At 52.9% G+C, this 22710-nt stretch carries 16 protein-coding genes and 1 pseudogene; 3 read left to right on the top strand and 14 right to left on the bottom strand.

The genetic code is table 11. The features are described from left to right. Position 1: 1 nt before the first annotated feature. The 8 genes from addA to NK662_RS06730 all read right to left on the bottom strand — a co-directional run bounded on the left by addA (position 2) and on the right by NK662_RS06730 (position 14045). Positions 2–3730: a helicase-exonuclease AddAB subunit AddA gene (gene addA, locus NK662_RS06765; RefSeq protein WP_254758159.1), complete on the bottom strand. Its 3729-nt coding sequence runs from the start codon at positions 3728–3730 to the stop codon at positions 2–4. Further along, positions 3727–7230: a helicase-exonuclease AddAB subunit AddB gene (addB, locus tag NK662_RS06760; protein WP_254758157.1), complete on the bottom strand. Its 3504-nt coding sequence runs from the start codon at positions 7228–7230 to the stop codon at positions 3727–3729. Before addB ends, addA begins: the two co-directional genes overlap by 4 nt. 64 nt (positions 7231–7294) lie before the next feature. Next, on the bottom strand, positions 7295–7858 hold the full coding sequence (gene lepB / locus NK662_RS06755; RefSeq protein ID WP_254758156.1) for a signal peptidase I: 564 nt from the start codon (positions 7856–7858) through the stop codon (positions 7295–7297). A 40-nt stretch (positions 7859–7898) separates the two neighbouring features. Beyond that, the gene (locus NK662_RS06750; protein WP_254758155.1) at positions 7899–8498 is read right to left on the bottom strand and encodes a TVP38/TMEM64 family protein; all 600 of its coding nucleotides are present in this window, start codon (positions 8496–8498) and stop codon (positions 7899–7901) included. Between the two features lie 204 nt (positions 8499–8702). Continuing rightward, complete coding sequence (locus tag NK662_RS06745; protein ID WP_254758154.1) at positions 8703–9281, bottom strand: competence protein ComK; 579 nt, start codon at positions 9279–9281, stop codon at positions 8703–8705. Positions 9282–9590: 309 nt separating this feature from the next. Further along, a complete protein-coding gene (gene aceA, locus NK662_RS06740; protein ID WP_254758153.1) occupies positions 9591–10868 on the bottom strand; it encodes an isocitrate lyase in 1278 nt (425 codons plus the stop codon). Between the two features lie 39 nt (positions 10869–10907). After that, a complete protein-coding gene (gene aceB, locus NK662_RS06735) occupies positions 10908–12497 on the bottom strand; it encodes a malate synthase A (RefSeq protein ID WP_254758152.1) in 1590 nt (529 codons plus the stop codon). Positions 12498–12794: 297 nt separating this feature from the next. After that, positions 12795–14045 (bottom strand): M48 family metallopeptidase, encoded by a 1251-nt coding sequence (locus NK662_RS06730; RefSeq protein WP_254758151.1) that lies wholly within the window; start codon positions 14043–14045, stop codon positions 12795–12797. Between the two features lie 146 nt (positions 14046–14191). On the opposite strand from NK662_RS06730, the gene NK662_RS06725 reads away from it, so the two are divergent. Further along, positions 14192–14776 carry an SCO family protein gene (locus NK662_RS06725; RefSeq protein ID WP_254758150.1) on the top strand — a complete coding sequence of 195 codons (585 nt, stop codon included), beginning with the start codon at positions 14192–14194 and terminating at the stop codon, positions 14774–14776. Positions 14777–14803: 27 nt separating this feature from the next. Here the strand turns inward: NK662_RS06725 and NK662_RS06720 are convergent, their stop codons facing one another. Next, on the bottom strand, positions 14804–15223 hold the full coding sequence (locus tag NK662_RS06720) for a hypothetical protein (protein WP_254758149.1): 420 nt from the start codon (positions 15221–15223) through the stop codon (positions 14804–14806). Positions 15224–15393: 170 nt separating this feature from the next. Here NK662_RS06720 and NK662_RS06715 point away from each other — a divergent pair, with 170 nt between their 5' ends. After that, on the top strand, positions 15394–17094 hold the full coding sequence (locus NK662_RS06715; protein WP_254758148.1) for a methyl-accepting chemotaxis protein: 1701 nt from the start codon (positions 15394–15396) through the stop codon (positions 17092–17094). Positions 17095–17125: 31 nt separating this feature from the next. Here the strand turns inward: NK662_RS06715 and NK662_RS06710 are convergent, their stop codons facing one another. The 4 genes and pseudogenes from NK662_RS06710 to NK662_RS06695 form a co-directional block, all read right to left on the bottom strand. Continuing rightward, a complete protein-coding gene (locus NK662_RS06710) occupies positions 17126–17668 on the bottom strand; it encodes a GNAT family N-acetyltransferase (protein WP_254758147.1) in 543 nt (180 codons plus the stop codon). A gap of 98 nt (positions 17669–17766) precedes the next feature. Next, positions 17767–19296: pseudogene (locus NK662_RS06705) on the bottom strand (fatty acid--CoA ligase family protein). A 149-nt stretch (positions 19297–19445) separates the two neighbouring features. Further along, the gene (gene lplA / locus NK662_RS06700; protein ID WP_254758146.1) at positions 19446–20435 is read right to left on the bottom strand and encodes a lipoate--protein ligase; all 990 of its coding nucleotides are present in this window, start codon (positions 20433–20435) and stop codon (positions 19446–19448) included. 6 nt (positions 20436–20441) lie between these two features. Further along, the gene (locus NK662_RS06695) at positions 20442–21173 is read right to left on the bottom strand and encodes an MBL fold metallo-hydrolase (protein WP_254758145.1); all 732 of its coding nucleotides are present in this window, start codon (positions 21171–21173) and stop codon (positions 20442–20444) included. A 172-nt stretch (positions 21174–21345) separates the two neighbouring features. Here NK662_RS06695 and yhfH point away from each other — a divergent pair, with 172 nt between their 5' ends. Further along, entirely contained in the window at positions 21346–21477 is a 132-nt protein-coding gene (gene yhfH / locus NK662_RS06690; protein WP_254758144.1) for a protein YhfH, read from the top strand. Between the two features lie 21 nt (positions 21478–21498). On the opposite strand, the gene NK662_RS06685 is transcribed toward yhfH, so the two are convergent. Beyond that, entirely contained in the window at positions 21499–22506 is a 1008-nt protein-coding gene (locus NK662_RS06685) for a LacI family DNA-binding transcriptional regulator (protein WP_254758143.1), read from the bottom strand. Positions 22507–22710 lie beyond the last annotated feature (204 nt).

Below are 22710 nucleotides of genomic sequence, written 5' to 3'. Positions count from 1 at the left end.
CTCACTCACTTATCTCTCCTTGTAAGGGTAGTATGTGGGAACCATCAAAGAAGTATAGATACTTTGCCTTTACCTTTTTCTGCAAGCTTTGATAGAGCGCCTGGCTGTACAAGTCCAGCTGCACTTCGTAGCGTTTGGCCAGCACCGGGCGCGCCTCCTCGAAGCCTCCCGGGAACCGGTCCGTGACGCGGTCTGTTTTGAAGTCAATGAGCACGATGCCATCCTCTTCCTCCAGCATGCAATCCACAACCCCCTGCACCAGCACAAGGTCCTCCTGCTCCTGCCGCCAGTCCTTTTGATAGGCGCGGCTTGCCGGCAGCATCATGGTAAACGGCACTTCCCGCCTCACAACGGGCGCCTGCAGAATACGCTGTCCGAGCTCTGTTTCAAAGAACGCAACCACATCCTTCGGCTCCACGCTCTGCGACTGGTCAAAGGTCAGCAGCTCCTTGTTCACCATCTCGGCAATCTGCTCCCGCACAGCCGTCTCATCAACCGGGCGGCTGATATCAATATGCTGCATCAGCGCGTGCATCGCGGTGCCGCGCTCCGCGGAGGTGAGCCCTTTTCGCTCCATAAAACGCGGACGCTTTTCAATGGGCGCCTGAAATGGCTTCACAATGGTGCTGTCAGACTCATCAATAAATGTATTCCGCTTAATCTCTGTGACAGACTGCTTGGCACGGTGCGAGGCGGACGCTTGGTAACGGTATTGCCAATGCAGCCGTTCCTCCACAGCTTCCTTCCATTCTGTCGCCGCCGCGACCGGGCGGAGCTCCTTCAGCGCTGCCAGCAGCTCCTGCTTCTCCTCCTGCAGCTGCTCTGCTCCCTGCAGGCCGGCAGCCTCGACAACCTCCATGCGCCAGGACACATCATAATCGCGAATATGGGCAGGCGCATCTGTGCAATCCGCCAACTCCGCGCTGGACCCGTGGCGCAAAAGCGCCGGCCCGATCCAGTCCAGATAGCATGCCGCCTGCGCCCGCACATAGTCAGGCAGCAGCCAGTCGCCATGTCCGCGCTCCGCCCCCCATTTCTTCAGGGCATCGGCAGCCTGCTTTACGGAGCCGACCAGAATGAGCTTTTCCTTTGCCCGCGTCAGCGCCACGTACAATACGCGCATTTCCTCGGCAATCATTTCCATCCGCATCTTTCGCTTGATCGCCAGCTGCGGCAGCATCGTATATTTGATGCGCTTTTGCGGGTCAATATACTGTGAACCAAAGCCAAGGTCCTTATGCAGCAGAAACGGCTTGGATAGATCCCTTGTATTGAATTGGCGCCCCAATCCGGCCACAAACACGACTGGAAATTCCAGCCCTTTGCTTTTGTGGATAGTCATCAGCCGAACCACGTCCTCCTGTTCGCCAAGTGCCCGCGCAGTGCCCATATCGTCGCCGCGTTCCAGAATGCGCTCGATGAAGCGCAGGAAGCGGAACAGGCCGCGGAAGGAGGTGGCTTCATACTGCCGCGCCCGGTCGTACAGCACGCGCAGGTTCGCCTGCCGCTGCTTGCCGCCCGGCAGACCGCCGACAAAGTCATAATAGCCGGTCTGGCGATAGATGCGCCAGATGAGGTCGGACAATGGCTGCTCCGTGGCAAATTGGCGCCATTCCTGCAGATGCCGGAAGAACCAGGACAGCTTCTCCTGCAGTTCACGCTCTCCGTCCGGCTGCTGAAGGAAGCCGCTTGCCACCTGATAGAAGGAGCCCTTCTTCGCGCGGGTGCGCAGCACAGCCAATTCCTCATCCGTCAGCCCGACAATGGGGGAACGGAGCACAGATGCCAACGGAATGTCCTGCGCCGGGTTGTCAATGGTCCGCAGCACATTCAGCATTACGGTAACCTCGGTCGCTTCAAAGTAGCCCGTGGACAGGTCCGCATACACCGGAATGCCCATCAGCTTCAGCTCTTCCATAATTTGCGGCGCCCATGGCATGGAGCGCAGGAGAATGACAAAGTCCCGGTAGGATACCGGCCGCATATTGTTTTGCTTCCGGTCGTACACCTCGTAGCCGGACTCCACCATTTCCTTGATGCGGCGGCCAATGAGACGCGCTTCCAGCTGCACGGTTTCCAGGTCCATATCCTCCTGCACGGCTTCTTCGCCCTCTTCCGCCACCGCCGGTTCGTCGCTGCTGCGGTTCACCAGCAGAAGCTCCGCGGCGCTCGGCCCCTCCGGATAGGCTGCGCCAAGCTTCAGCTCAGCATCATAGTCGTAGTCAATATCTCCAACCCGCTCGCCCATGATTTGCTTGAAGATGAAGTTCGTCCCCGCCAGCACCTCCTGCCGGCTGCGGAAGTTCTTCGCCAGATCAATGCGCATGCCGCCGTTCAGGCCGTCCGGCTGGAACCGCTTGTACTTGCCGAGAAACAGGCCCGGTTCGGCAAGACGGAATTTATAGATGGACTGCTTCACGTCGCCCACCATGAACAGGTTGCCGGACTCCTCCGCGCCCTTTGTCACAAGGCGCAAAATGGACTCCTGCACAAAGTTGACATCCTGATATTCATCAATCAGCACCTCGGCAAAGCGGTCGCGGTATTGCAGCGCCACCGGCGACGGCTGCAGCTGTCCATCCTGTTCTTCCCCGAGCACCGCCAGGCAGAAGTGCTCCAGGTCCGTAAAATCCACCATGCTTTTATTGCGCTTAAGCTGCTGGAAGCGGACGGAAAACTCCTTCACGAGACTGACCAGCTTCGCCAGCACCGGCTGCATGGTGCGCAAATCCTGGAGGTATGACTCCGCAGAGCGCTGGAACAGCTCCTCCTGCAGCTTGGCGATCTCCTTCTTCGCCTTGTCGCGCAGCTTCTTCGCTTCCTCCGACAGCTTTTCATCGCAAGTTCCCTTGCGGACTGTTTTGGCTTTGTCCCATTTCAGGCTGTTCACCGCCTCGCGCGCTGCTTCCCATGAGGTATGGATAGCCTGCAACAGCACATCCAGCTGTGCCAAGTCCCCGGTAAAAGTGTCCGCCAGCGGCGCCGGCCCATCCGGCTGCTCCGCCACCTGCAAGCCGCGCTGCAAATATTGCTTGGCCGCCTCCAGCTGCAGAGAAGCACTTTCCAACAGAAAACGCGTGTACGGCAGGTCATCCAGGCTCTTTCCTTCCACATCGTACAGCGCCACAAGCTGATCGAGCCAGCGATCAGGATTCGGATGTGCCCGCGATTCTGTGTGCAGCTTCAAAAGCATCTCCTGCAGGTCATCATCGTGGCGGTCGCTCGTGTAGCGGTCCACAAGATCGAAGAAGGCAGTATTGCCTTCCAGGCCGTACTCCTCCTCCAGAATGTCCTCCAGCACTTCTTCCTTCAATAGATCAATTTCTGTTTCGTTCGCAATCCGGAAGCCCGGGTCAATATCCAACATGTAATAATATGTGCGGATGACCTGCAGGCAGAAGGAGTGGATGGTTGAAATGGCCGCCTTGTTCAGCAGGCTCAGCTGCTTGCGCAGGTGCGGCGAGGCAGGCTGCTCTGCCAACTCCTTCTCCAGCGCTTCGCCAATCCGGTTTTTCATTTCCTGCGCCGAAGCGTTTGTGAAGGTGACAACCAGCAAACGGTCCACATCCACGGGCTGCTCCGGATTGATAATTTTTTTAATCATACGCTCGACCAGCACGGCCGTTTTCCCCGACCCGGCCGCCGCCGCGACAAGGATGTCCCGGCCGCCGGCCACAATGGCCTTCCACTGGTCATCGGTCCATTGACTGTTTTGCGGCTTTTCAATCATTGCTCAACCCCCTCCCGCATCCGCTGCAAAGCTTCTGCTTCCTTCAATGCCTTCAGCGTCCGATACTCATTCTCCGGCAATGCTTCATCGAACTGGCACACTGCCCGGTAGCTGCAGAACGTACACGCTTTTTGTTCTTTCATTTTATACGGCGCAATATCAATTACGCCTTCTGTAATATTCGTTCCGATCGTCTCAAAAGTGCGGCGCACATGCTGCTTCAGCACAGTAAACTCCTGCGCGCTCGCAATGGAGGAGCGCTGGCCGTAGAAGCTGCCGTCCGTTTTCAGGCCGGCCGGGATGATGCTGGAGGTGACACCCTCCTTCAGGTTCACGTCCATCATCCGGGCCACATCCGCATCGCCAAGGAGAAGCCCCTTCATCTTGAATTTCTTTAAAATTTCCTGTTCAATCTCCGCATCGCTCAAGCTCTTCTTCAGCGATACCATCGGATTATGAATGTGGAAATACAGCACGCCCGCAGGAGAAGCCTCCTTGCTGCCGACCCATTTCTTGGCATTCTCAATCACCACATCCAAATAGGTCAGCATTTGCAGCGCCATGCCATAATACACTTCCGTCAGGTCCAGCGTTTTGGCACTGGATTTATAGTCAATGATGCGAAGGAACGTACCCTGTTCGCTTTCCGCCTTATCCACCCGGTCAATCCGGCCGATGACCTCCATCTTGGCGCCGTTTTCCAGCTGCATCTGCAGCGGCGGCAGCGCGCCCTGGCTGTTCATGCCGAACGGCACCTCCAGCTCAACCGGCACGAAGCCGCTTGCCTTCGCGTGCTCGCTGAGGATGACGGAAGCCCGGAAAATAATTTGCTGCAGCTTCCGCTTCAGATAGTGATGGCGGTTGGAGCTCATCAGGATTTCCTTCTGCAAAAGCGGCGCCAGCTCTTCCATCGCCCGCAGCGACAAATGCTCGCACTCGCTCCTTGACAAATCCGCCCAGCTTCTGTTTTGGGCAATGAGCCAGTCCGCAATATTTTTCAAGGCAGCGTGGAACAACTCTCCAATATCAGGCGCATCCAGCTTGAAAATGTCACGCTCGCGCAGCTGCAGACCGTGCCGCATAAAGTGGGCGTAGGAGCAGCGCTGGAACAGCTCCATGCGCGACACGCTCCCCTTAATCACATCGCCGTACAGCTCCCGGCTGACCTCCGGACGCAGGCGGCGGGCGCGGTTTTCATAGAACAGGCTGCCGAGCACACGCTTGCCGGCTTCCCGCCATTCCGGCGCTTCTGCGTAGAAATTGTAAACGTCCCACCAGAAGGACAGGTTCAAATCATAGCCGTACCGCTTCCACGTCTGCAGCTGCTGCGTCAGGCTTGACAGCGTCACAGCCGGTGTTGTCACATATGAAAGCTGCTTCGCCGGCGGCAAATCGTTCACATCGTTTGTCAGGAAGGCTTCCTGCACACCCGGGAACAGCCCCTTCAGCTTCTTGAACAAACTGGAAGGCATCAGCGTTTTGCCTTCCTCATCCGCCAATGGGCAGGATACATACAATTTGTCGGAAGCCCTTGTTAAGGTCTGGTAGATGACAAACTGCTCATCGAGCAGCTTTTGCCGGCTTGTCGCCGCCAGCTCCACGCCATTTTGAAGCAGCAGCTCCCGTTCCTCATCGGACAGCATGCCTTCCTCCGTGACGACAGCCGGAATCACACCTTCGTTCGCGCCAATGAGGATGACAGCCCGAATATCGGACAAACGGGAACGGTCGATGTTGGCGATAATGACCTGATCCAGCGACGGCGGGATGTTGGCAAACTGCAAAGCCTCCAAACCTGCCTCCATCACCTGCAGAAACACATCGCGCGGCAGCTTCTCCTCCCCGAGCAGCTCCACGAGCTTATCCAAGAGATCCAATACCTCACTCCATACCTGCTCATGGTCGTTCGCAAACAGGAAGCGCTCCTCTGCTTCCGCCTGCGCCCGCAGCGCCTCCAGCTTTTTCGGCACCTGCAGCTCCTCCAGCAGCAGATAGACAGCCTCGCACATCCCCAGCACACTTTTCGCCCGCTGCAGACGTCCCTGCAGCCGCAGCAGCGGCTCGGCAATCATGGTCCGCAGCCGGTTCAGCAGCTCTTCCATCTCCCGTTCGCTGTCTGTCTGGCCGCTGTGGGCATCCTCCAGCGAACGATAACGGCGGTACACCCAGCGCTCGCCGGATGTCCACCTTTTCCCCTGTACTCCGTAGGCCAGGCAATAGTTCTCGAATTGGTCCATTTCCTCGCGCAGCTTCTGCCGGTCGCCCTGCAGCGGATATAAGAGCTCCGTCTTTACACAGCGGAATATTGCATCATAGCGCCAGTTTCCGTTGACCACCTCAAGCGCCGAGCGGATAAACTCCACCAGCGGGTGATGCACCATCGGCCGCTTTTCGTCGATGAAGAAGGGGATGTCATAATCCGGGAAGATTGTTTTTATTAAATCGTAATAGCTCGTCCCGTTGCGCAGCATTACCGCAATATCCCGGTAGCGGTAGCCTTGCTCACGGACGAGCTCACGGATTTCCCGGGCTGCCCCCTCCACCTCGGCGCGCCGGTTGGCGGCTGAAAACAGGCGGATCTCCTGTGCGCCGAACAGCGGCTTGTACGGACGGGAATCATAATGCTGCTCCAGATGCGCCAGCTCTGCGCTCTGAAAGCGCTCTTGCCCACGCATGAGAATCGGCTCCTGCACCTCAATCCGCAGCTCTTCGGCAATCTGTCTCAGCTGCCAGTAGGCGCGCGTAGAGCTGCTGAATACATCCAGCTCATCCACCTGCTGCGGCTCTTCCATGGTCAGAACCACGGTCACGTCGGCTCCACAGCGCAGGAGCTGCCGGATGACCTCCAGCTCCTGCGGCACGAAAGTATGAAACCCGTCCACATATACAGCAGAATCCCGCACATACTGTGATTGCGGCATCCGTTCGCACAGCAGCTTCAAATAATCCTCGCCGTCCAAATATTTGCCCACAAGGGAGCGCTCGAAATCCTCATACAGTACCTGGAGATCATGCAGCTTGCTTGCCAGCAGCTGGTCCTTCGACCCGCTGCCGCGCGTCTCCCCCTCCTGCCAAAGGCCGTACAGCTGCAGGGGTGTAACCTGATGGCGCTTAAACTCGGCGATCATGCTGCCCAGCTGCTCCAGAAAGCCCGTCTGCTCCGCTGCCTTTTGAAACACGCGCAATTCTCCCTTTCGCGCCTCCACGATGCGGCGCAGCAGCATCTGCACACCGGCCTCGTCAATATGGATCCGGCTGCCGCCGCCAACCTCTCCCAGCACCCGCCAGGCAAGACGGGGGAAGCTGAATACATCCGCCCGGATCGAGCCCTCCACACCATCAGAAAGCAGCGCCCGCTGCGCTTGGAATGTCATTTGCTCCGGTACAATATATAAAATGGCGCGCCCGCGCGGATTTTGCTTCAGCTCGCTCCGGATTTCACGGAGACAGGCCTCACTCTTCCCGCTTCCGGCCCGTCCCAGAACAAAGCGCAATGACATACAATCACCCTCTCTCGCAATCTCTTATCCTTGTAAATAAGAAAGTAACCCAGCATAAGCTGAATTACTTCATTTCAAAATCATGCCGTACCTCGCCGATCGGCCAATAGCGCAAATCAACTTTTCCGACAATCTGTTCAATTTTTACAAAGCCGAAGTGGCGGCTGTCCCAGCTGCCAAGACGGTTATCCCCGAGGACAAATATACTGTCAGCCGGCACCTGCCTTCTTCCTGTCAATTCCTCCAGCTGAAAATCTCCTGTTAATTGGGCGCCGCTTTGCTGCTGCTTATACGCCTCCAAATACGGCTCCTCGACAAACTGTCCATTTATATATAGTTTATCATGTTTGTACTCAATTTTGTCACCTGGAAGTCCAATTACACGCTTCACATAATCTTCCTGCGCATTGGCATGAAAAACAACAACATCAAAACGGTGCAATTCCCCAAGCCGATAGCCGACTTTATTGATGACAAGCAAATTTCCATCCTGCAGCGTCGGCATCATAGACTTCCCTTCCACCACATAGGTGGAAAAGAAAAAGGTGCGAAAGAACGCCGCCAAAATGATGCCGATTCCCACCGCTTTCACCCATTGCATCCCCTCTGTTTGCCACAGCCTTCTCACGAGCCCTCTCCCCCATTCACACTCGTTTTCCGTTTTGCAATTACGAATTGCCAAGCTCCAGCTTGATTTCAATCCGTTTCCCTATATACCAAAGAACAAATACCATGGCAGCCACAGCCGCGCTTTTCAATGGCTTTTGGAAGAAGGACAAAATATCATATCCGATATAGCTGATGACAAAAATCATCACGACCTTTCCAAGCGAAAGGGCCAACGTAAACTGCTTGCGGCTGATCCGTGACAGTCCGGCCACGATATTGATGAGCGCCGACGGTGAAAACGGAAGGCAAAATAAAAGAAAAATAGGGCCAAATCCCTTGCGCTCAATCCAGGCCATGGACTTTCTTACCTTTGGATGGTGATTCAAAAACTTGAAGAACCTGTGCTGCCCGAACCTTCGAACAAGAAAAAACAACAGCAGCGACCCAAGCACAGAGCCAATCCAGGAATAGAGAAAACCCGCCCATAGGCCATAGGCCACCGCGTTGGCCATGATAAAAGCGACGAGCGGCAGGATGGGCACGAATGCCTCCAGCAGCGGCAGCAGGATTCCTGCGAGCGGACCAAAGGCCCGGTAGCTTTCCAGCAAATATTCAATATGCTCAAGCGTGAAATAGTCCTTCCAGGTTTGTATATCCATATGTATTGTCTGTACTCCTTCTCGCTTAATTTCCTTATTTGTTATTGTACCATTGCATTTCCTTTTTTCTAAACAATCGCGCCGCCAATCCGTTTCCTCCTTCTTTATGTTCCATATTGCCCCGGCATTTCCTTTCCGTCTGAGCCAAATTCCTATATCTCGACAAAAAAACCGGCACACGCTGTGCCGGTGGGTTGTCTCTTCTTATTCAGGATCTTCCTCAATCAGGTACGGATTGATTACTTCATTCACCTTGGCCTTAGGAGAGGAATCCGTAACCGGTACATGATAAGACCCGCCATTCGTCTTATCCATTCTCCCTTCCATCCGGTGACGGAGACTGCCTGCACGATGAAATTGTCTGTCGAAGCTGCCCTTGGAAATGGGAAGGCGCATTTTCCTTCCATTCGTGAAAACTACACGGACGTTGTTGTGCGGATGCTTGGCAGAGCTTCCGACATGGCTGTGCGAAACCCAAATGCACTCTTTTCCTGTATAAGACGTGGTTGGAAAGAAATAGAGCCTGCTGATTGGGTCGACGCAGATACTCAGCTTATGCGTCTCCTGCAGCAGTTCCTTGGTGCCTTCCTTCCTGCCCTCGAAGCTGGAGCCGTAATAACGGCAGCTGCTATCCATAATTTCAAACGGCGTCTGCCGCACCACAAACATTTGGTCTGCTTCTTCAACTACAGACCAGCGGTGCTTCCCATCCTCATGCTCGACCGGGATGATAACCATGGTCTTGTCGTGAATCACGTATGAAGCTAACTGTAAGTATTTCATCAGCAATCCCTCCTTTAGTGATGAGGTCACCAGGATGACCTCTTATGGAGAATTATATCATTCTTAATTAAGAAATGGAGAAAATTTTCTTTATTTTCGTAATTATCTTTTCTCTCTATTTCGACAGTGTTTAACATAAAATTCTGATAGTTCATGCATACCAGGCTGTTTTCGAGAAATTTGCTGTCCATATTCCGACAAACCAAGCTTGTTCTCTGCTTGCAAACTGATAAGCTGTGCAAAACAGCCACAAGAAAAGGCTGGCCGCAAAGCAAAGGAATGCTTTACGGCCAGCCCCCATGTAGGAGTTTATTTCGTAAATTGCGCTTCTTCTGTCGAACCCTTCAATGCTGTTGTGGAAGATGTTCCGCCTGTCACGACCTGCGCCACCTGGTCAAAGTAGCCGGTGCCCACCTCGCGCTGATGGCGCGTCGCGGAATAGCCGTGCGCCTCAGCTGCAAATTCGGCCTCCTGCAGCTCAGAGTAGGCAGCCATGCCCCGCTCCTTGTAGCCCCGCGCCAGTTCAAACATGCCATAGTTCAGAGAGTGGAAGCCTGCCAGCGTGACAAATTGGAACTTGTAGCCGTACGCGGCAATTTCCCGCTGGAAGTTTGCGATTGTTTCATCATCCAGCTTCTTCTTCCAGTTGAAGGAAGGCGAGCAGTTGTAGGCAAGCAGCTTGCCCGGAAACTTCGCATGGATGGCATCCGCAAAGCGCTTCGCATCCTCCAGGTTCGGCTCTGATGTTTCACACCATACAAGATCCGCGTACGGGGCATATGCCAGTCCCCGAGCGATTGCTTGGTCGAGCCCCGCACGTGTCCGGAAGAAGCCCTCTGTTGTTCTTTCTCCTGTAATAAACGGCTTATCAACAGGGTCAATATCGCTTGTAATCAAATCAGCCGCATCCGCATCCGTCCGGGCCACAATCAACGTTGGCACACCCATAACATCCGCTGCCAGGCGGGCGGCAATCAGGTTGCGCACCGCTGTTTGCGTCGGCAGCAGCACCTTGCCGCCCAAATGGCCGCATTTCTTCTCAGAAGACAGCTGATCCTCGAAATGCACGCCGGCTGCACCCGCTTCAATCATGCCCTTCATGAGCTCAAATACGTTCAGTTGTCCGCCGAAGCCAGCCTCCGCATCGGCAACAATCGGCACAAAGTAATCAATGTCGCCGCTTCCTTCCATATGCTGTATCTGGTCGGCGCGCTGCAGCGTCTGGTTAATGCGCTTGACGACTGCCGGCACGCTGTTGGCAGGGTACAAGCTTTGATCCGGATACATATGGCCCGCCAGGTTGGCGTCGGCTGCCACCTGCCAGCCGCTCAGATAAATCGCCTTCAGCCCCGCTTTTACCTGCTGCATCGCCTGATTGCCCGTCAAGGCGCCCAGCGCGTTAATGTAGTCCTCTGTATGCAGCTGCTTCCACAGCTTCTCGGCACCCCGCTGCGCCAGCGTGTATTCAATGTCAATGGAACCGCGCAGACGAATAACATCTTCCGCGGAGTATGGCCGTGCAATCCCCTTCCAGCGTGTATCCAGCTCCCAGCTTTCCTGCAGCTGCTGTACTCTCTCATCTCTCATGCTTCTATCCCCTTTATCTATAAATTCGGCATGCTGCCGTTATAAAATCTCATAGCCCGGCACTGTTAAAAATTCCATAAACTCCTCTTCCCGGACCAGCTTTGTAAACAAGGAGGCAGCTTCCGGGAAGCGGCCCTGCGCAAAGCGCTCTCTGCCCAGCTCCCGCCGGATGTTTTCCATTTCCTCATCCTGCAGCTGCGCCACAAGCTCCAGCGTCACCTTCCGTCCGTCCGTCAGTCTGCCCTCAGGGTGGCGCACCCATTGCCATATTTGCGTCCGGGAGATCTCGGCTGTCGCTGCGTCCTCCATCAAATTGTGGATAGGCGCTGCCCCTCGGCCGCACAGCCAGGACTCAATATATTGAATGCCGACATTAATATTTGTCCGCAGGCCTTCCTCTGTAATCGTTCCCACAGGAACGGTGAGAAGGTCCTCCTCTGTTACGTGCACATCTTCCCGTTTTCTATGAATCTGGTTTGGTGTTTTCATCACCCGGTTGAACACTTCCATGGCAACCGGCACAAGACCCGGATGGGCAACCCAAGTCCCGTCATGGCCATCCATGGCTTCGCGTTCCTTATCCTGCCGCACCTTGTCAAAAGCAATGGCATTTGCTTCCGGATCGTTCTTAATTGGGATCTGGGCGGCCATGCCTCCCATGGCCGGCGCATTGCGGCGGTGGCACGTTTGAATGACGCGCAGACAGTAGGCCCGCATAAACGGCACGGTCATGGTCACCTGTGCCCGGTCAGGCAGCAGGAACTGCTCACGCTTATGGAACGTTTTCAGGAAGCTGAAAATATAATCCCAGCGGCCGCAGTTGAGGCCGGCAGAGTGCTCGCGCAGTTCGTACAAAATTTCATCCATTTCAAAGGCGGCATGAATCGTTTCCAGCAGCACCGTCGCTTTAATGGTGCCCCTTGGAACGCCAAGCACCTCCTGGGCATAGACAAACACATCATTCCACAGTCTTGCCTCCAAATGGCTCTGCAGCTTTGGCAGATAAAAATACGGGCCGCTGCCCCGCTTCAGCAGCTCATGGGCATTATGAAAAAAGTACAAGCCAAAATCGAACAGGCCGCCTGACATTTGCTCCCCATCCACCTGCACATGCTTTTCATTCAGATGCCAGCCGCGCGGACGCACCATCAGCACCGCTGTCTTCTCATTCAGCTTATATTCCTTGCCGTTTGGCCCCGTGAATGAGATCGTTCTCCTGATGGCATCGCGCATATTGATTTGTCCGTCCAGGTTGTTTGCCCACAGAGGAGAGTTGGCATCCTCAAAGTCTGCCATAAATACCTTCGCGCCGGAATTCAGCGCATTAATGACCATCTTGCGGTCAACCGGACCCGTAATTTCCACACGGCGGTCCTGCAAGTCCTCCGGAAGCGGCGCAATGGTCCATTCACTGCTCCGGATATGCGCTGTTTCCTTTGGAAAGCGCGGCAGCTGCCCTCTATTGATTGCTTCCTGCCGCTCCCGCCGCTGCCGCAGCAGCTCCCGGCGCCGGCCGTTAAACTGATCATGAAGCGATTTTAAAAATGCAAGTGCTTCCGGTGTCAGAATGCCTTCCTGCTCCTTTGTGACGTGCCCCAGAATGGTTACGCCCGATGTTTGTGTCGTCATAAACTCCCTCCCAACTGTTTTATAACAGTAAACATTTACCTGTTCATATTATATAACAAATTTTCTGAAAAGGAAGACCTTTTAGAAAATTTTAACAGAAAATAACACAGTGATTTTGTGTAACACAACTAGCTCCTGCTATGTAATCCTTACAGGAAATTTATATGGCAATGGCTTCTTTCTTATAACGAGTACAACGGGTTCTATGTAATATCCTTCCAAGCAATAAACCAAAATGAATTTTTATACAATTTCACATACAAGCAAGCTCAGACAGTTCATCTGCCTGAGCCATGTTCACTTCTTCCCATCCAAGTAGTCAATGCGCTCCAGAATTGTAGGGTGCGTATATAAGAAAAGCTTCACGAGCGCCGGCGGGTTCACCTGGCTGAGGCTTGTTTTGGACAAGTCCTGGAAGGTTTCCACAGCTGCATCGTTATTCTTCGTCATCGCAATCGCGTATTGATCAGCAGCCCGTTCCTCCATCCGCGATACATAGTTTTCTGCCGGGCTGACGGCAAAGGATAAAACCGAAGAGATCAGAAAAATAAGCGGAACGGCCGACAGGCTCTGGATGCTTGGAATTTGCAGCGCCCCCCGCCAGCGTGTGAGCATGGCATTTACAAGGCGGCTGATGAGGTAGAGCCCGACAAAGGATAAGACGATATAGCTGGCGACGCCCCAGTAAATATGCTTATATACATAGTGCGCCATCTCATGGGCCATGATGAAGAGAATTTCCGGCTCCTTCAGCTGATTCAGCGTGGTATCCCAAAGCACGATGCGGGAATTGGCGCCGATACCGGTTACATAAGCATTCAGCGCATTTGTTTTGGCGGACATATCCACTTCGTATACATGCTCTGCCGGAATATTGGCCCGCTCCGCCATGGAGAGAATCTTTTGCTCAAGCTGCTTGTTTTTCAGCGGTGTAAAGTCGTTGTACAGCGGGTCAATGATCACCGGCTGAATAAAGGTCAAAAACAGAGTGAATGGGACGGACAAAGCCCAAGCATACAGCCACCAGCGCTTTTGGCTTTTGCGGATGAGCCACATCAGCACGGTCACCACAAGCAGCGTGATGGCAAAATTCACCCAGTAATCTGTCACCAGGTCTTTGATCCAGCTGCCGGTTGTCTGCGTGGAGATATTATACGATTTGGAAACCTGATAGCCGATCCACTTAAACGGCAGCGCCAGCACCGTTGTCAGCAGAGACAAATAAAACATGTAAATGGCTGCCTGGCCCACTTTCAGCTTCGTCACTGCTTCGGCTGAAGCCTCGAACCGGCGCGATATACCCAGCACCAGAAGCAGCAGCAAAACAAGCCATTCAAACGGCGTTGACAGGAAGAACAATAAGTATTTCGTCCGGGAATACTCCTGACTCAGCAGCAGCTCCCGGCTGTTCATAAAGGTGGCAGGGTCTGCACTCGTTCCCTTGAACTCGGCAGGAATGGCTCCGCTCGTTCCATAAAACAAATACCAATACATGAATGCCCCAAAGCAAAGGTACGCCAGAATCGACCAACTGACGGCCTTGCGCATACACATCCCTCCTTGTTGTCCAATGCTGCAATACTACTATTGTAGTTTGTACAAGCAAAATTAGAACACCAATATCGTTCACGCAATATTCACTTCCGCGATGTTGTTTTTCTAGTATGATAGATGACAAGGGGGAGGAGTCTGTCATGAAGAAATTATACATAACGTTCTTTTCGCTGCTGGCGTTGTTGATTGGCGGCGGCATCTTTTATGTATCTGCCTACAATAAAACAAATACAAAGGTGCCGACGGATATTGCCATGCAGGATGTCAACGGCAAGGAGGTTGTGCTTGGCAAGGAACCAAAGAAACTCCGGCTGGTGGAGTTTATTTATACGAATTGCCCGGATGTTTGTCCAACAACCACGCTGAAAATGAAAGCGCTGCGCGATCAGCTTGTGCAGGACGGCAGCTTCGGCAAAAGCATTGAGTTCTGGACCATTACGATTGATCCGGCCCGCGACACGCAGGATGTGCTGAAGGCCTACGCGAAAACCTTTGACATGCAAAAGGCAGACGGATGGTATTTGCTTCGCGGCACGGAGAAGGATACAAAGAAGTTTGCCGACGCCTTCAGCTTTCTGTACCGCGATCCGGGTGACGGACGCTTCATCCATACATCCAACACCTATCTGCTCGATGAAAATAACCGCTTGCTTGAAGTATTCGGCATGGGCGAAAATGGCTTTAACAATGAGCGTGTGCTGAAGAAGATCAAGGCTGCCATGTAACAGGAGGGTTCCGCTGCGAACCTTCTTTTATTTTGGCTGCAGCGCAAACTCCATGAGGGAGCGGCCGATGATGTTTCCTTTTACATCCTCCCAAACAAATTCAATTCGGTAATGGCTGCCCTGCTTTGGGACAGTCACATAAAACAGCTTGGCAGTCTGCACATGCAGCTCCTCCCCTGTTTTCATATTCCGCAGATAGACGCTGGCAGGCTTGGCCCGAAAATACTGCAGCGATACAGCAGCCGTGCTGCCCGGCGCTGCCGATACAACCTGGGGCGACAAATCCGGCAAACCCTTCCGCTTACAGCCTTGATTCCAGCAAATGGTCTGATATGCGAACGGCTTCTCCTTTCCGTCAATTGTAAAGTACGGCTCAGGTGCCTGCTTCCCGTCTAGATATGAACAGCCCGACAGGATGATGAGCATGACAATCATCCATCGCTTCATGTTTGTTTATCTCCTTTTGACAGCTTCTATGCCGTAGTATTCCCCAAAATAGAAAACTGCTTCCGGCTTCCAATCTTTTATTACCTTTTCTATATTATTCAAATATTATTATATAAAATTACATGTTACTATAGCGTTGTATTACTATTTTCATAAAAGAGGTGCTTTACATGCGAATACAATGGAACATCAAGCAACGGCTGACTCTCTTGCTTCTGCTGGCAATGGCGGGAGTGCTGGTGAGCTTGGGCTTCATTTTATATGAAATCCCGGCAATTACGGGCACATACAGCAAGCTGGACCAGGAGCGCCAGGCACAAGTCCAGCTGCGGGAATTCAATTACCTTGTAGCTGGTCTGTCCAATGATGAACGGGGCTATCTGCTGACAGGGGAGACCGAATACGCGGATAACGTGATTAAGAAGGCAAGAGACGCGAAGGAAGCTCTACAGCGTGTGCCGAAGCTGGCAACAGAAGCAGATGTGAAGAAAGCAGCCACAACTGTAGAACATGCTTTTGTGCAATATATGGACACGCATGCGGAAATGCAGGCGGCGTATGAGAAAAAAGATATAGAGACAGCGGAGCAACTGCACTTCAACAAGCAGCGCACGATCCGCAAAGAAGTACTGTACCCGGCTGTGGACAAGCTGACTGCCCAAATTGACGGAGCGGTAAAGAAGCAGCAGTCGGCAGCGGCAAAGCGCGAGCAAAATACTGTTATGCTGCAAATTGCCGTGACGCTCGCAATTGTCCTGGCAGCAGCGGCCCTTGGCATTCTGCTCATCCGCTCCATCCTGCGTCCGCTCACCCACCTGCAGACTGAGCTGCAAATATTGGCAAGCGGCGAAGGAGATTTGACAAAGCAAATTGATGTGCGCTCCCGTGATGAATTTGCGGCACTGGCCTCCTCTTTCAACGATTTCATCCGTACACTCCGCAGCCTGATGCAAAATGTCGGCGGCAGCTCCTCCCATGTAGAGCAGTCTACGGTTGTCCTGTCACAAGCATCCGGTGAAATTACGGCAGAAAGCAGCAGTATTCACCGCTACATGGAGCAATTGAGCGAGCATACACGCCTGCAGCAGGACCAGGCGCACACGAGTGCAGCAGCGCTCGAGGAAACAACGGCACACCTGCAGCATATCGCGGCCAGCTCTCAATCCGTGTCAGAGGCGGCGGCTGAAGCGGCAGGAAAGTCAGAGAACGGTCTCTCGCTCATGGATGCAACAGTCAAGCAGATGGGCGCCATTTCAGGGAGTGTCGCAGAAACGATGGCGCAGGTGCGCGAATTAGAGCAGCGCTCCCAGCAAATCAATGATATTACAGAAACAATTGAAGCCTTGGCTTCCCAAACGAACCTGCTGGCTTTGAATGCGGCTATTGAAGCGGCACGCGCCGGCGAAAGCGGGCGCGGCTTTGCCGTTGTGGCGGATGAGGTTAAAAAGCTGGCTGAGCAGAGCGCTGCATCGGCACAAAGCATCTCCCGCTTAATTCAAGAAATCCAGCGGGATACAAAGCGGACGGCCAGCTCCATTTCTGCTACCCAGACCGCTGTTCAGGAAGGGGAGTCGCTGACGGACACCACAAAGCAGACCTTTGATGAAATTCGGGCGGCCATGCGGGATATTCACCAAAAAATTGCTGACATGTCCCATGCCATTACGAGCGTCAACCAAGGAGCCGCTGAGGCCTCCTCTTCCGTGCAGCACATTGCTTTGACTGCGGCAGAGGCAGCAGCCGCAGCCAAGGAAATTGCCGCTTCTTCCACAGAGCAGGTGAACGCGCTGCAGCAAACGGAAGAGACAATTCAGTCGCTGCGCCGGCAAACAGAGGAACTGCAGGAAGTTCTCGGGAGATTCCGGATATAAGAACAGCGCGGGGACGCCCCCCGCGCTGTTCTTATCCCTGCCATTCCTCCCGGAGCAAGCCATACACCACATGGTCTACATACCGGCCGTGCAGCCGCTCATTGTGGCGGATGCAGCCTTCTTCTGTAAACCCAAGACGGAGCGGCACAGCCCGGCTCTTCCTGTTTTCCACCGCGGCCCGGATCTCCACCCGGTTCAGGCCAAGCTCCGTAAAAGCATGGTGGATGAGAGCGGCACACGCCTTCGCCATCAGGCCATTGCCCTGAAAATCTTCCCCCAGCCAATATCCGATGGAGGTGGAGCTGTTATTTCGGTTGATGCCGTGAAACCCGATGCAGCCGGCAAGCTGCCCCTTATGCCAAATTCCCGCCCGAAAGCCGTCGCTCCGGGCGTATTGCTCCAGTGTCATTTGAATAAAGCTTCTGGAATCCTCCACGCTTTTCGTCGCATCAACCCACGGCAGCCACTCCCTCAGGTATGTCCGGCAGCTGTCTGTTAAGGCATACAGCTCTTCCGCATGCTGTATGCCCAACAGCCGCAATTCGCTATGCTCATCCAGTTGATATGTAAACATTCGCCTCTCCCCCCAACACAAATTGACATCTTTTCTCCATCTCACAGCAGCTGGAAGGGGTTTCCCATAAGAAAAAGGGGAGCCATGCCCCCCTGCTCTTACTTTTTGACAATCTGCTGGCGCAGCGCCCGGCGCAAAATCTTCCCGGTTGTATTCTTCGGCAATTCATCCAGAAACTCAATGGCAGCCGGCACCTTATATTTGGCCAGATGCAGCGAGCAATAGTGAATGAGCTCTTCAGCCGTGACACTCTGGTCCTTCAGCACAACAAACGCTTGTACCACTTCGCCCTGGTTATCATCCGGCACGCCGATGGCAATTGCCTCATTCACGCCCTCGTGTGCGTACAGCACTTCCTCCACCTCGCGCGGATACACATTATAGCCGCCGACAATGACGAGGTCCTTCTTGCGGTCCACGATGTAGAAGTAGCCCTCCTCATCCATGCGGGCCAAATCACCGGTATACAGCCAGCCGCCGCGGATGGCCGCCGCCGTTTCCTCGGGCATTTTGTAGTAGCCCTTCATGACATTCGGCCCGCGGACAATCAGTTCTCCGACCATGCCGGCCGGCACTTCCTCGCCGAGTTCGTTTACCACCTTATTTTCCACGTTCAAAATATTTGTGCCGATGGAACCGGCTTTACGCGGGCGGTCCAGCGGATTAAAGCACGTAACCGGCGAGGCTTCAGAAAGGCCGTAGCCTTCGGAAACCATGACATTAAACTTCTTTTCAAAGTTTTCAAGCAGGGCAACCGGCATGGAAGCGCCCCCGGATACACAAAGGCGCAGCGTCTGCAGGTCCTCCACCCGGCCTTCCGGATATTGATACAGGAAATTGTACATCGTCGGCACACCGGCAAACACGGTTGCTTTCTGTTCGGCCGCCACCTGGAACACTTCCTTCGGGCTGAAGCGCGGCATAACGAGAATGGTCGCCCCGCTGACAATCGGCGCATTCAGCGCAACGGTCAAGCAAAATACATGGAACATCGGCAAGGTCGCAATGACTCTGTCATTCTCCGTGTAGCCCAGGTAATCCGCCACATCGGCGGCGTTGCTGTACAGGTTCCGGTGTGTCAGCATCGCGCCTTTCGGCTTGCCGGTCGTTCCGGAGGTATACAAAATAACAGCCGTATCGTCATCCTGCAGCTGCGGCACAGGTGCAGGCTCTGTGGCAGCAAGCAGTTATGTAAACGGTTTCATTTTTTCATTCGCGGGCAGTTCAAACTGTGGTGAAGCAGGACAAATGATGTAGTGTTCGACTGAAGGAAGCAGAGATGCGAATTGCTGCATCATCGGCAGCAGCAGATCCAAGGTGATAACTGTTTTCACATCGCCGTTTTGCAAAATATACTGGATCTCGTCTGAGGTGTAGATGGGATTGATTGGAATGACGGTAGCTCCGACCCGCATGGCGCCGTATAAACCAATAATGAAGTATGGAGAATTGCCGGAAATAAGAGCAACATGATCGCCTTGCTTCACTCCGAGCTTGGACAAGCCGCCGGCGAACCTCTCAACTGCGCCCGCGAGTTCCCCGTACGTGACAGTTTGGTTCTCAAAGATGTACGCTGTCTTATCGCCTTTTTTTCCTGCTGTCTCCTGTAAGGATTGCACAAGATTCATAGAAGGACCCCCTTTGTTTTAAAAATTATAAAAATTCTAACTATAATTATATTGGAAGAAAATTGAACATGCAATATGAATTTTCCCGGCCTGGGATGCAAAAAATCCGCCTGCCTTATACGACAAGCGGATTCTTCAATATTTATGCCTTAGAAGAAAAGACCGATAAAATCTTCTTTTGTTATACTGCCAAAATATCGTGTTACATCAAGATCATGAAGCACACGGATAAATTCCTCCCGGTCAAAGCGCACGCCCACAAGGCGTTCTTCCATATCATGAACATCGCCCACACCGAAAAAATCACCGTAAATTTTGCAGGCCTCCACAACTCCTTTATGTACCTCCAGGCGCACATCAATTTGCCCCACTGGGAAACGATGGGAATGCTGCACATTAAATTTGGGGGACTTGCCATAGTTCCAATCCCAGTTCCGGTATCGCTCCTCCGACAGCTGATGAATGGCGTTCCAGTCTTCCTCAGTCAGCTTATACTCCCGGATTTGTCCTTCTGTTTCAAAAATGGACTGTAACAGCAGCTGTTTAAACTCCTCAATTGTTATCTGTTTTTCCAAAAACTCACTGATGTTTGCCACCCGGCTGCGAATGGATTTGATGCCCTTCGACTGAATTTTATCCATTTTGACATTCAGCGCGCCGACGACATCCTCCATATGGGAATCGAACAGCAGGGTGCCGTGGCTGAACATGCGGCCTCTCGTGCTGAATTGTGCGTTGCCGGAAATCTTGCGCCCTTCCGCTAAAATATCATTCCGGCCGCTCAGCTCGGCTTGCACGCCAAGCTTTTGCAGCGCCTGGATGACCGGCTCGGTGAACTTGCGGAAATTATGAAAGCTCTCGCCGTCATCCTTGGTAATGAAGCTGAAATTCAAATTGCCGAGGTCATGGTATACCGCCCCTCCGCCGGACAGGCGGCGCACAACATGAATCCCTTTCTCCCGCACATAATCTGCATTGATTTCCTCAAGGGTGTTCTGGTTTTTGCCGATGATAATGGACGGCTCGTTTATGTAAAACAGCAAATACGTTTCGTCGATATCCAGGTTTTTCAGACAGTACTCCTCTATTGCCAGGTTGATGCTTGGATCGGTAATTCCTTTGTTATCAATATACAGCATTTTGTCTCACTCCCATGTGTAGCCGCTGTGGGCCAAGTCTATGCGGCCTTCATACACTTCACCGGCCTGTTCAGCCAAATCCTGCACATTGCCTGCATGCGGCAGGTGTGTCAGCAGGAGCGCCCCGACGCCGGCTTCCTTTGCAATGATGCCGGCCTCTGTACTGTTCATATGCCCTGCGCCTTTTCCGTCTTGATCCGCATACATGTTGCACTCGCAAATGAACAAATCCGCTTCCTTGGCAAACGCCATAAACCCTGCCAAATAGCTGGAATCAGCTGTGTATACGACTGTTTTGCCGCCCGCCGTAATCCGCATGGCAAAGCAGGAAACCGGGTGCGCCGTCTGCAGGAACCGAAGGGAGAACGGCCCAATGGACAGCTCTGCTTCCGGATCATAAGCGGTTCCTTTTGTATAAGGCTCATGCGTCAATCTGTCAAAGCCGCTTTTGTCAAAAAGATGCCCATAAATCGGCAAAACAGGGATATCCCTTCCTGTTACACTTGTGATAAGACGAGCGTACTGCAGCACCCCGATATCCGCTACGTGGTCATGATGGTAGTGAGACAGGATGACGGCATCCAGGTCTCCCGGATGAACATATTTTTGCACCTGTGCTAATACACCGCTGCCGCAGTCCACCAGCAAACGGAAGCCTTCATGCTCGAATAAATACCCGGATGTCGCTTCGCCGGCCTCCGGATAGCCGCCCCAAAAGCCAATTACGGTCATTTTCATCGTCTTCACCCTTTCTCATTCTGCTTATTGTCAGTTTTCTCGCTGCACTATCACTATAATCCATCTCCTGGGCATTTTCATTATTTTTTCAATTTGTTATAAAACAGTTGTTGACTTATTACTTTTGTATTAATACAATAAAAGTAACAAAAGGAAATGGGAGGAATGCTACATGCTACAAAATCCAATGGAGTTCTTCAGAAATCTGCCTGCGAAAAAGTGCTGCGAGTGCGGCAAGACAATCGACGAGCAGCATGAAATGTACCATAACAAGTGTGATGACTGCGTTCACACAGCCGAATAAAAAAAGACCCAGGCAAGTCGCCTAGGCCAAAAGCATCATATTCTTCATGGTCGATCCTTTAATCAACAGCTCCAATTCAAATTCGTATACTTCTTTCCTTTGATAATTCTTCGTGTGAATTTTTTCCATCATGAGATCGATTACTTGACGGGCCATCTTATCCACAGGCTGGCATACGGTCGTAATGGTCGGCTCCGTAATTTCGGATAACAGCTGGTTGTCGAAACCGACAATCGCCAAATCCTCCGGAACGCTCCAATGATTGCGTTTTGCTTCGGTAATGATGCCTGCTGCCACTTCATCTCCCCCGGCGAAGATGGCAGTGGGCTTTTTTTCCATTTGTTTAATCTGCTGAAATACTTTCCGGCCATCTTCAATATCGTAAGCGTTTTCGATGAAGTCCACATCAATATTCTTATGCTCCGCAACCGCCTGCAGAAAGCCCAGCTTCCGGTGCTGTACCACCATGCTTTTCTCGCTGCCGCTGCAGAATAATAAGCAGCGGTGCCCCTGATCCAGCAGATGCTTCGCTGCTTTATATGCCCCGTCCATCTGATCGAACTTCACCGTCGGAATTTCAGCTTCTTCCGTATACTCATTGCACATGACAATCGGCCCATGCTGCAGGTACGGCGCCACCAGGCTCCAATCGTTTTGTAACGAGCACATAATAATTCCGTCCACCTGCTTCGTTGACAAGAGCTGCAAATACTCCAGCTCCTTCTCCGGCAGATAGCGGGTCTGGCAAATAATCAGCTTATACTTATGCTCTGAAGCGGCAATCTCCAACGACTCTATGAGCTTACTAAAGAAGGGATTTGTCACTCGAGGAACAAGCACAGCCACTGTTTCAGTTTTTTGTTTGCGCAAGCGGCGCGCTGCCGAATTTGGCACAAAGCCCAGCATGTTCATCGCGGACATGACGCGTTTTTTCTTCTCCTCAGATACATACGGATGGTTGTTGATCACTCTCGAAACGGTAGTGCGGGACAGTCCCGCCAGCTTCGCTACGTCTTCGATTGTTGACACACGTGTTTCCCCCTTAAGAATGAAAGCGTTTTCTAATTTTACATTATATAGGATATACGCCCCACTTTCAATGACTTCCGAAAGTTTTGTCAGATTAGCAGCATGCCGATAGAAAAGTGATGCAGTCTTAACCGGTCTTTCATCCCGCTTGGATCTCATGCTTGATGCAAACCCGCAGTGGAAGAAGGCCAATGCCTGGCAGCA

Origin of the sequence: Ectobacillus ponti (assembly GCF_024294785.1) — a bacterium.
Lineage (GTDB): Bacteria > Bacillota > Bacilli > Bacillales > Bacillaceae_G > Ectobacillus > Ectobacillus ponti.
The sequence above is the reverse complement of the archived record's forward strand: the minus strand, read 5'-3'. Positions and strand labels throughout refer to the sequence as shown.

Excerpts from the sequence above, each read along its gene's own strand:
- addB (WP_254758157.1), bottom strand. The coding sequence starts at position 7,230 with ATGTCATTGCGCTTTGTTCTGGGACGGGCCGGAAGCGGGAAGAGTGAG.
- NK662_RS06725 (WP_254758150.1), top strand. The coding sequence starts at position 14,192 with ATGAAGAAATTATACATAACGTTCTTTTCGCTGCTGGCGTTGTTGATT.
- NK662_RS06745 (WP_254758154.1), bottom strand. The coding sequence starts at position 9,281 with ATGAAATACTTACAGTTAGCTTCATACGTGATTCACGACAAGACCATG.
- aceA (WP_254758153.1), bottom strand. The coding sequence starts at position 10,868 with ATGAGAGATGAGAGAGTACAGCAGCTGCAGGAAAGCTGGGAGCTGGAT.
- addA (WP_254758159.1), bottom strand. The coding sequence starts at position 3,730 with ATGATTGAAAAGCCGCAAAACAGTCAATGGACCGATGACCAGTGGAAG.
- NK662_RS06715 (WP_254758148.1), top strand. The coding sequence starts at position 15,394 with ATGCGAATACAATGGAACATCAAGCAACGGCTGACTCTCTTGCTTCTG.
- yhfH (WP_254758144.1), top strand. The coding sequence starts at position 21,346 with ATGCTACAAAATCCAATGGAGTTCTTCAGAAATCTGCCTGCGAAAAAG.
- NK662_RS06730 (WP_254758151.1), bottom strand. The coding sequence starts at position 14,045 with ATGCGCAAGGCCGTCAGTTGGTCGATTCTGGCGTACCTTTGCTTTGGG.
- NK662_RS06695 (WP_254758145.1), bottom strand. The coding sequence starts at position 21,173 with ATGAAAATGACCGTAATTGGCTTTTGGGGCGGCTATCCGGAGGCCGGC.
- NK662_RS06710 (WP_254758147.1), bottom strand. The coding sequence starts at position 17,668 with ATGTTTACATATCAACTGGATGAGCATAGCGAATTGCGGCTGTTGGGC.
- lplA (WP_254758146.1), bottom strand. The coding sequence starts at position 20,435 with ATGCTGTATATTGATAACAAAGGAATTACCGATCCAAGCATCAACCTG.
- NK662_RS06720 (WP_254758149.1), bottom strand. The coding sequence starts at position 15,223 with ATGAAGCGATGGATGATTGTCATGCTCATCATCCTGTCGGGCTGTTCA.
- NK662_RS06750 (WP_254758155.1), bottom strand. The coding sequence starts at position 8,498 with ATGGATATACAAACCTGGAAGGACTATTTCACGCTTGAGCATATTGAA.
- aceB (WP_254758152.1), bottom strand. The coding sequence starts at position 12,497 with ATGACGACACAAACATCGGGCGTAACCATTCTGGGGCACGTCACAAAG.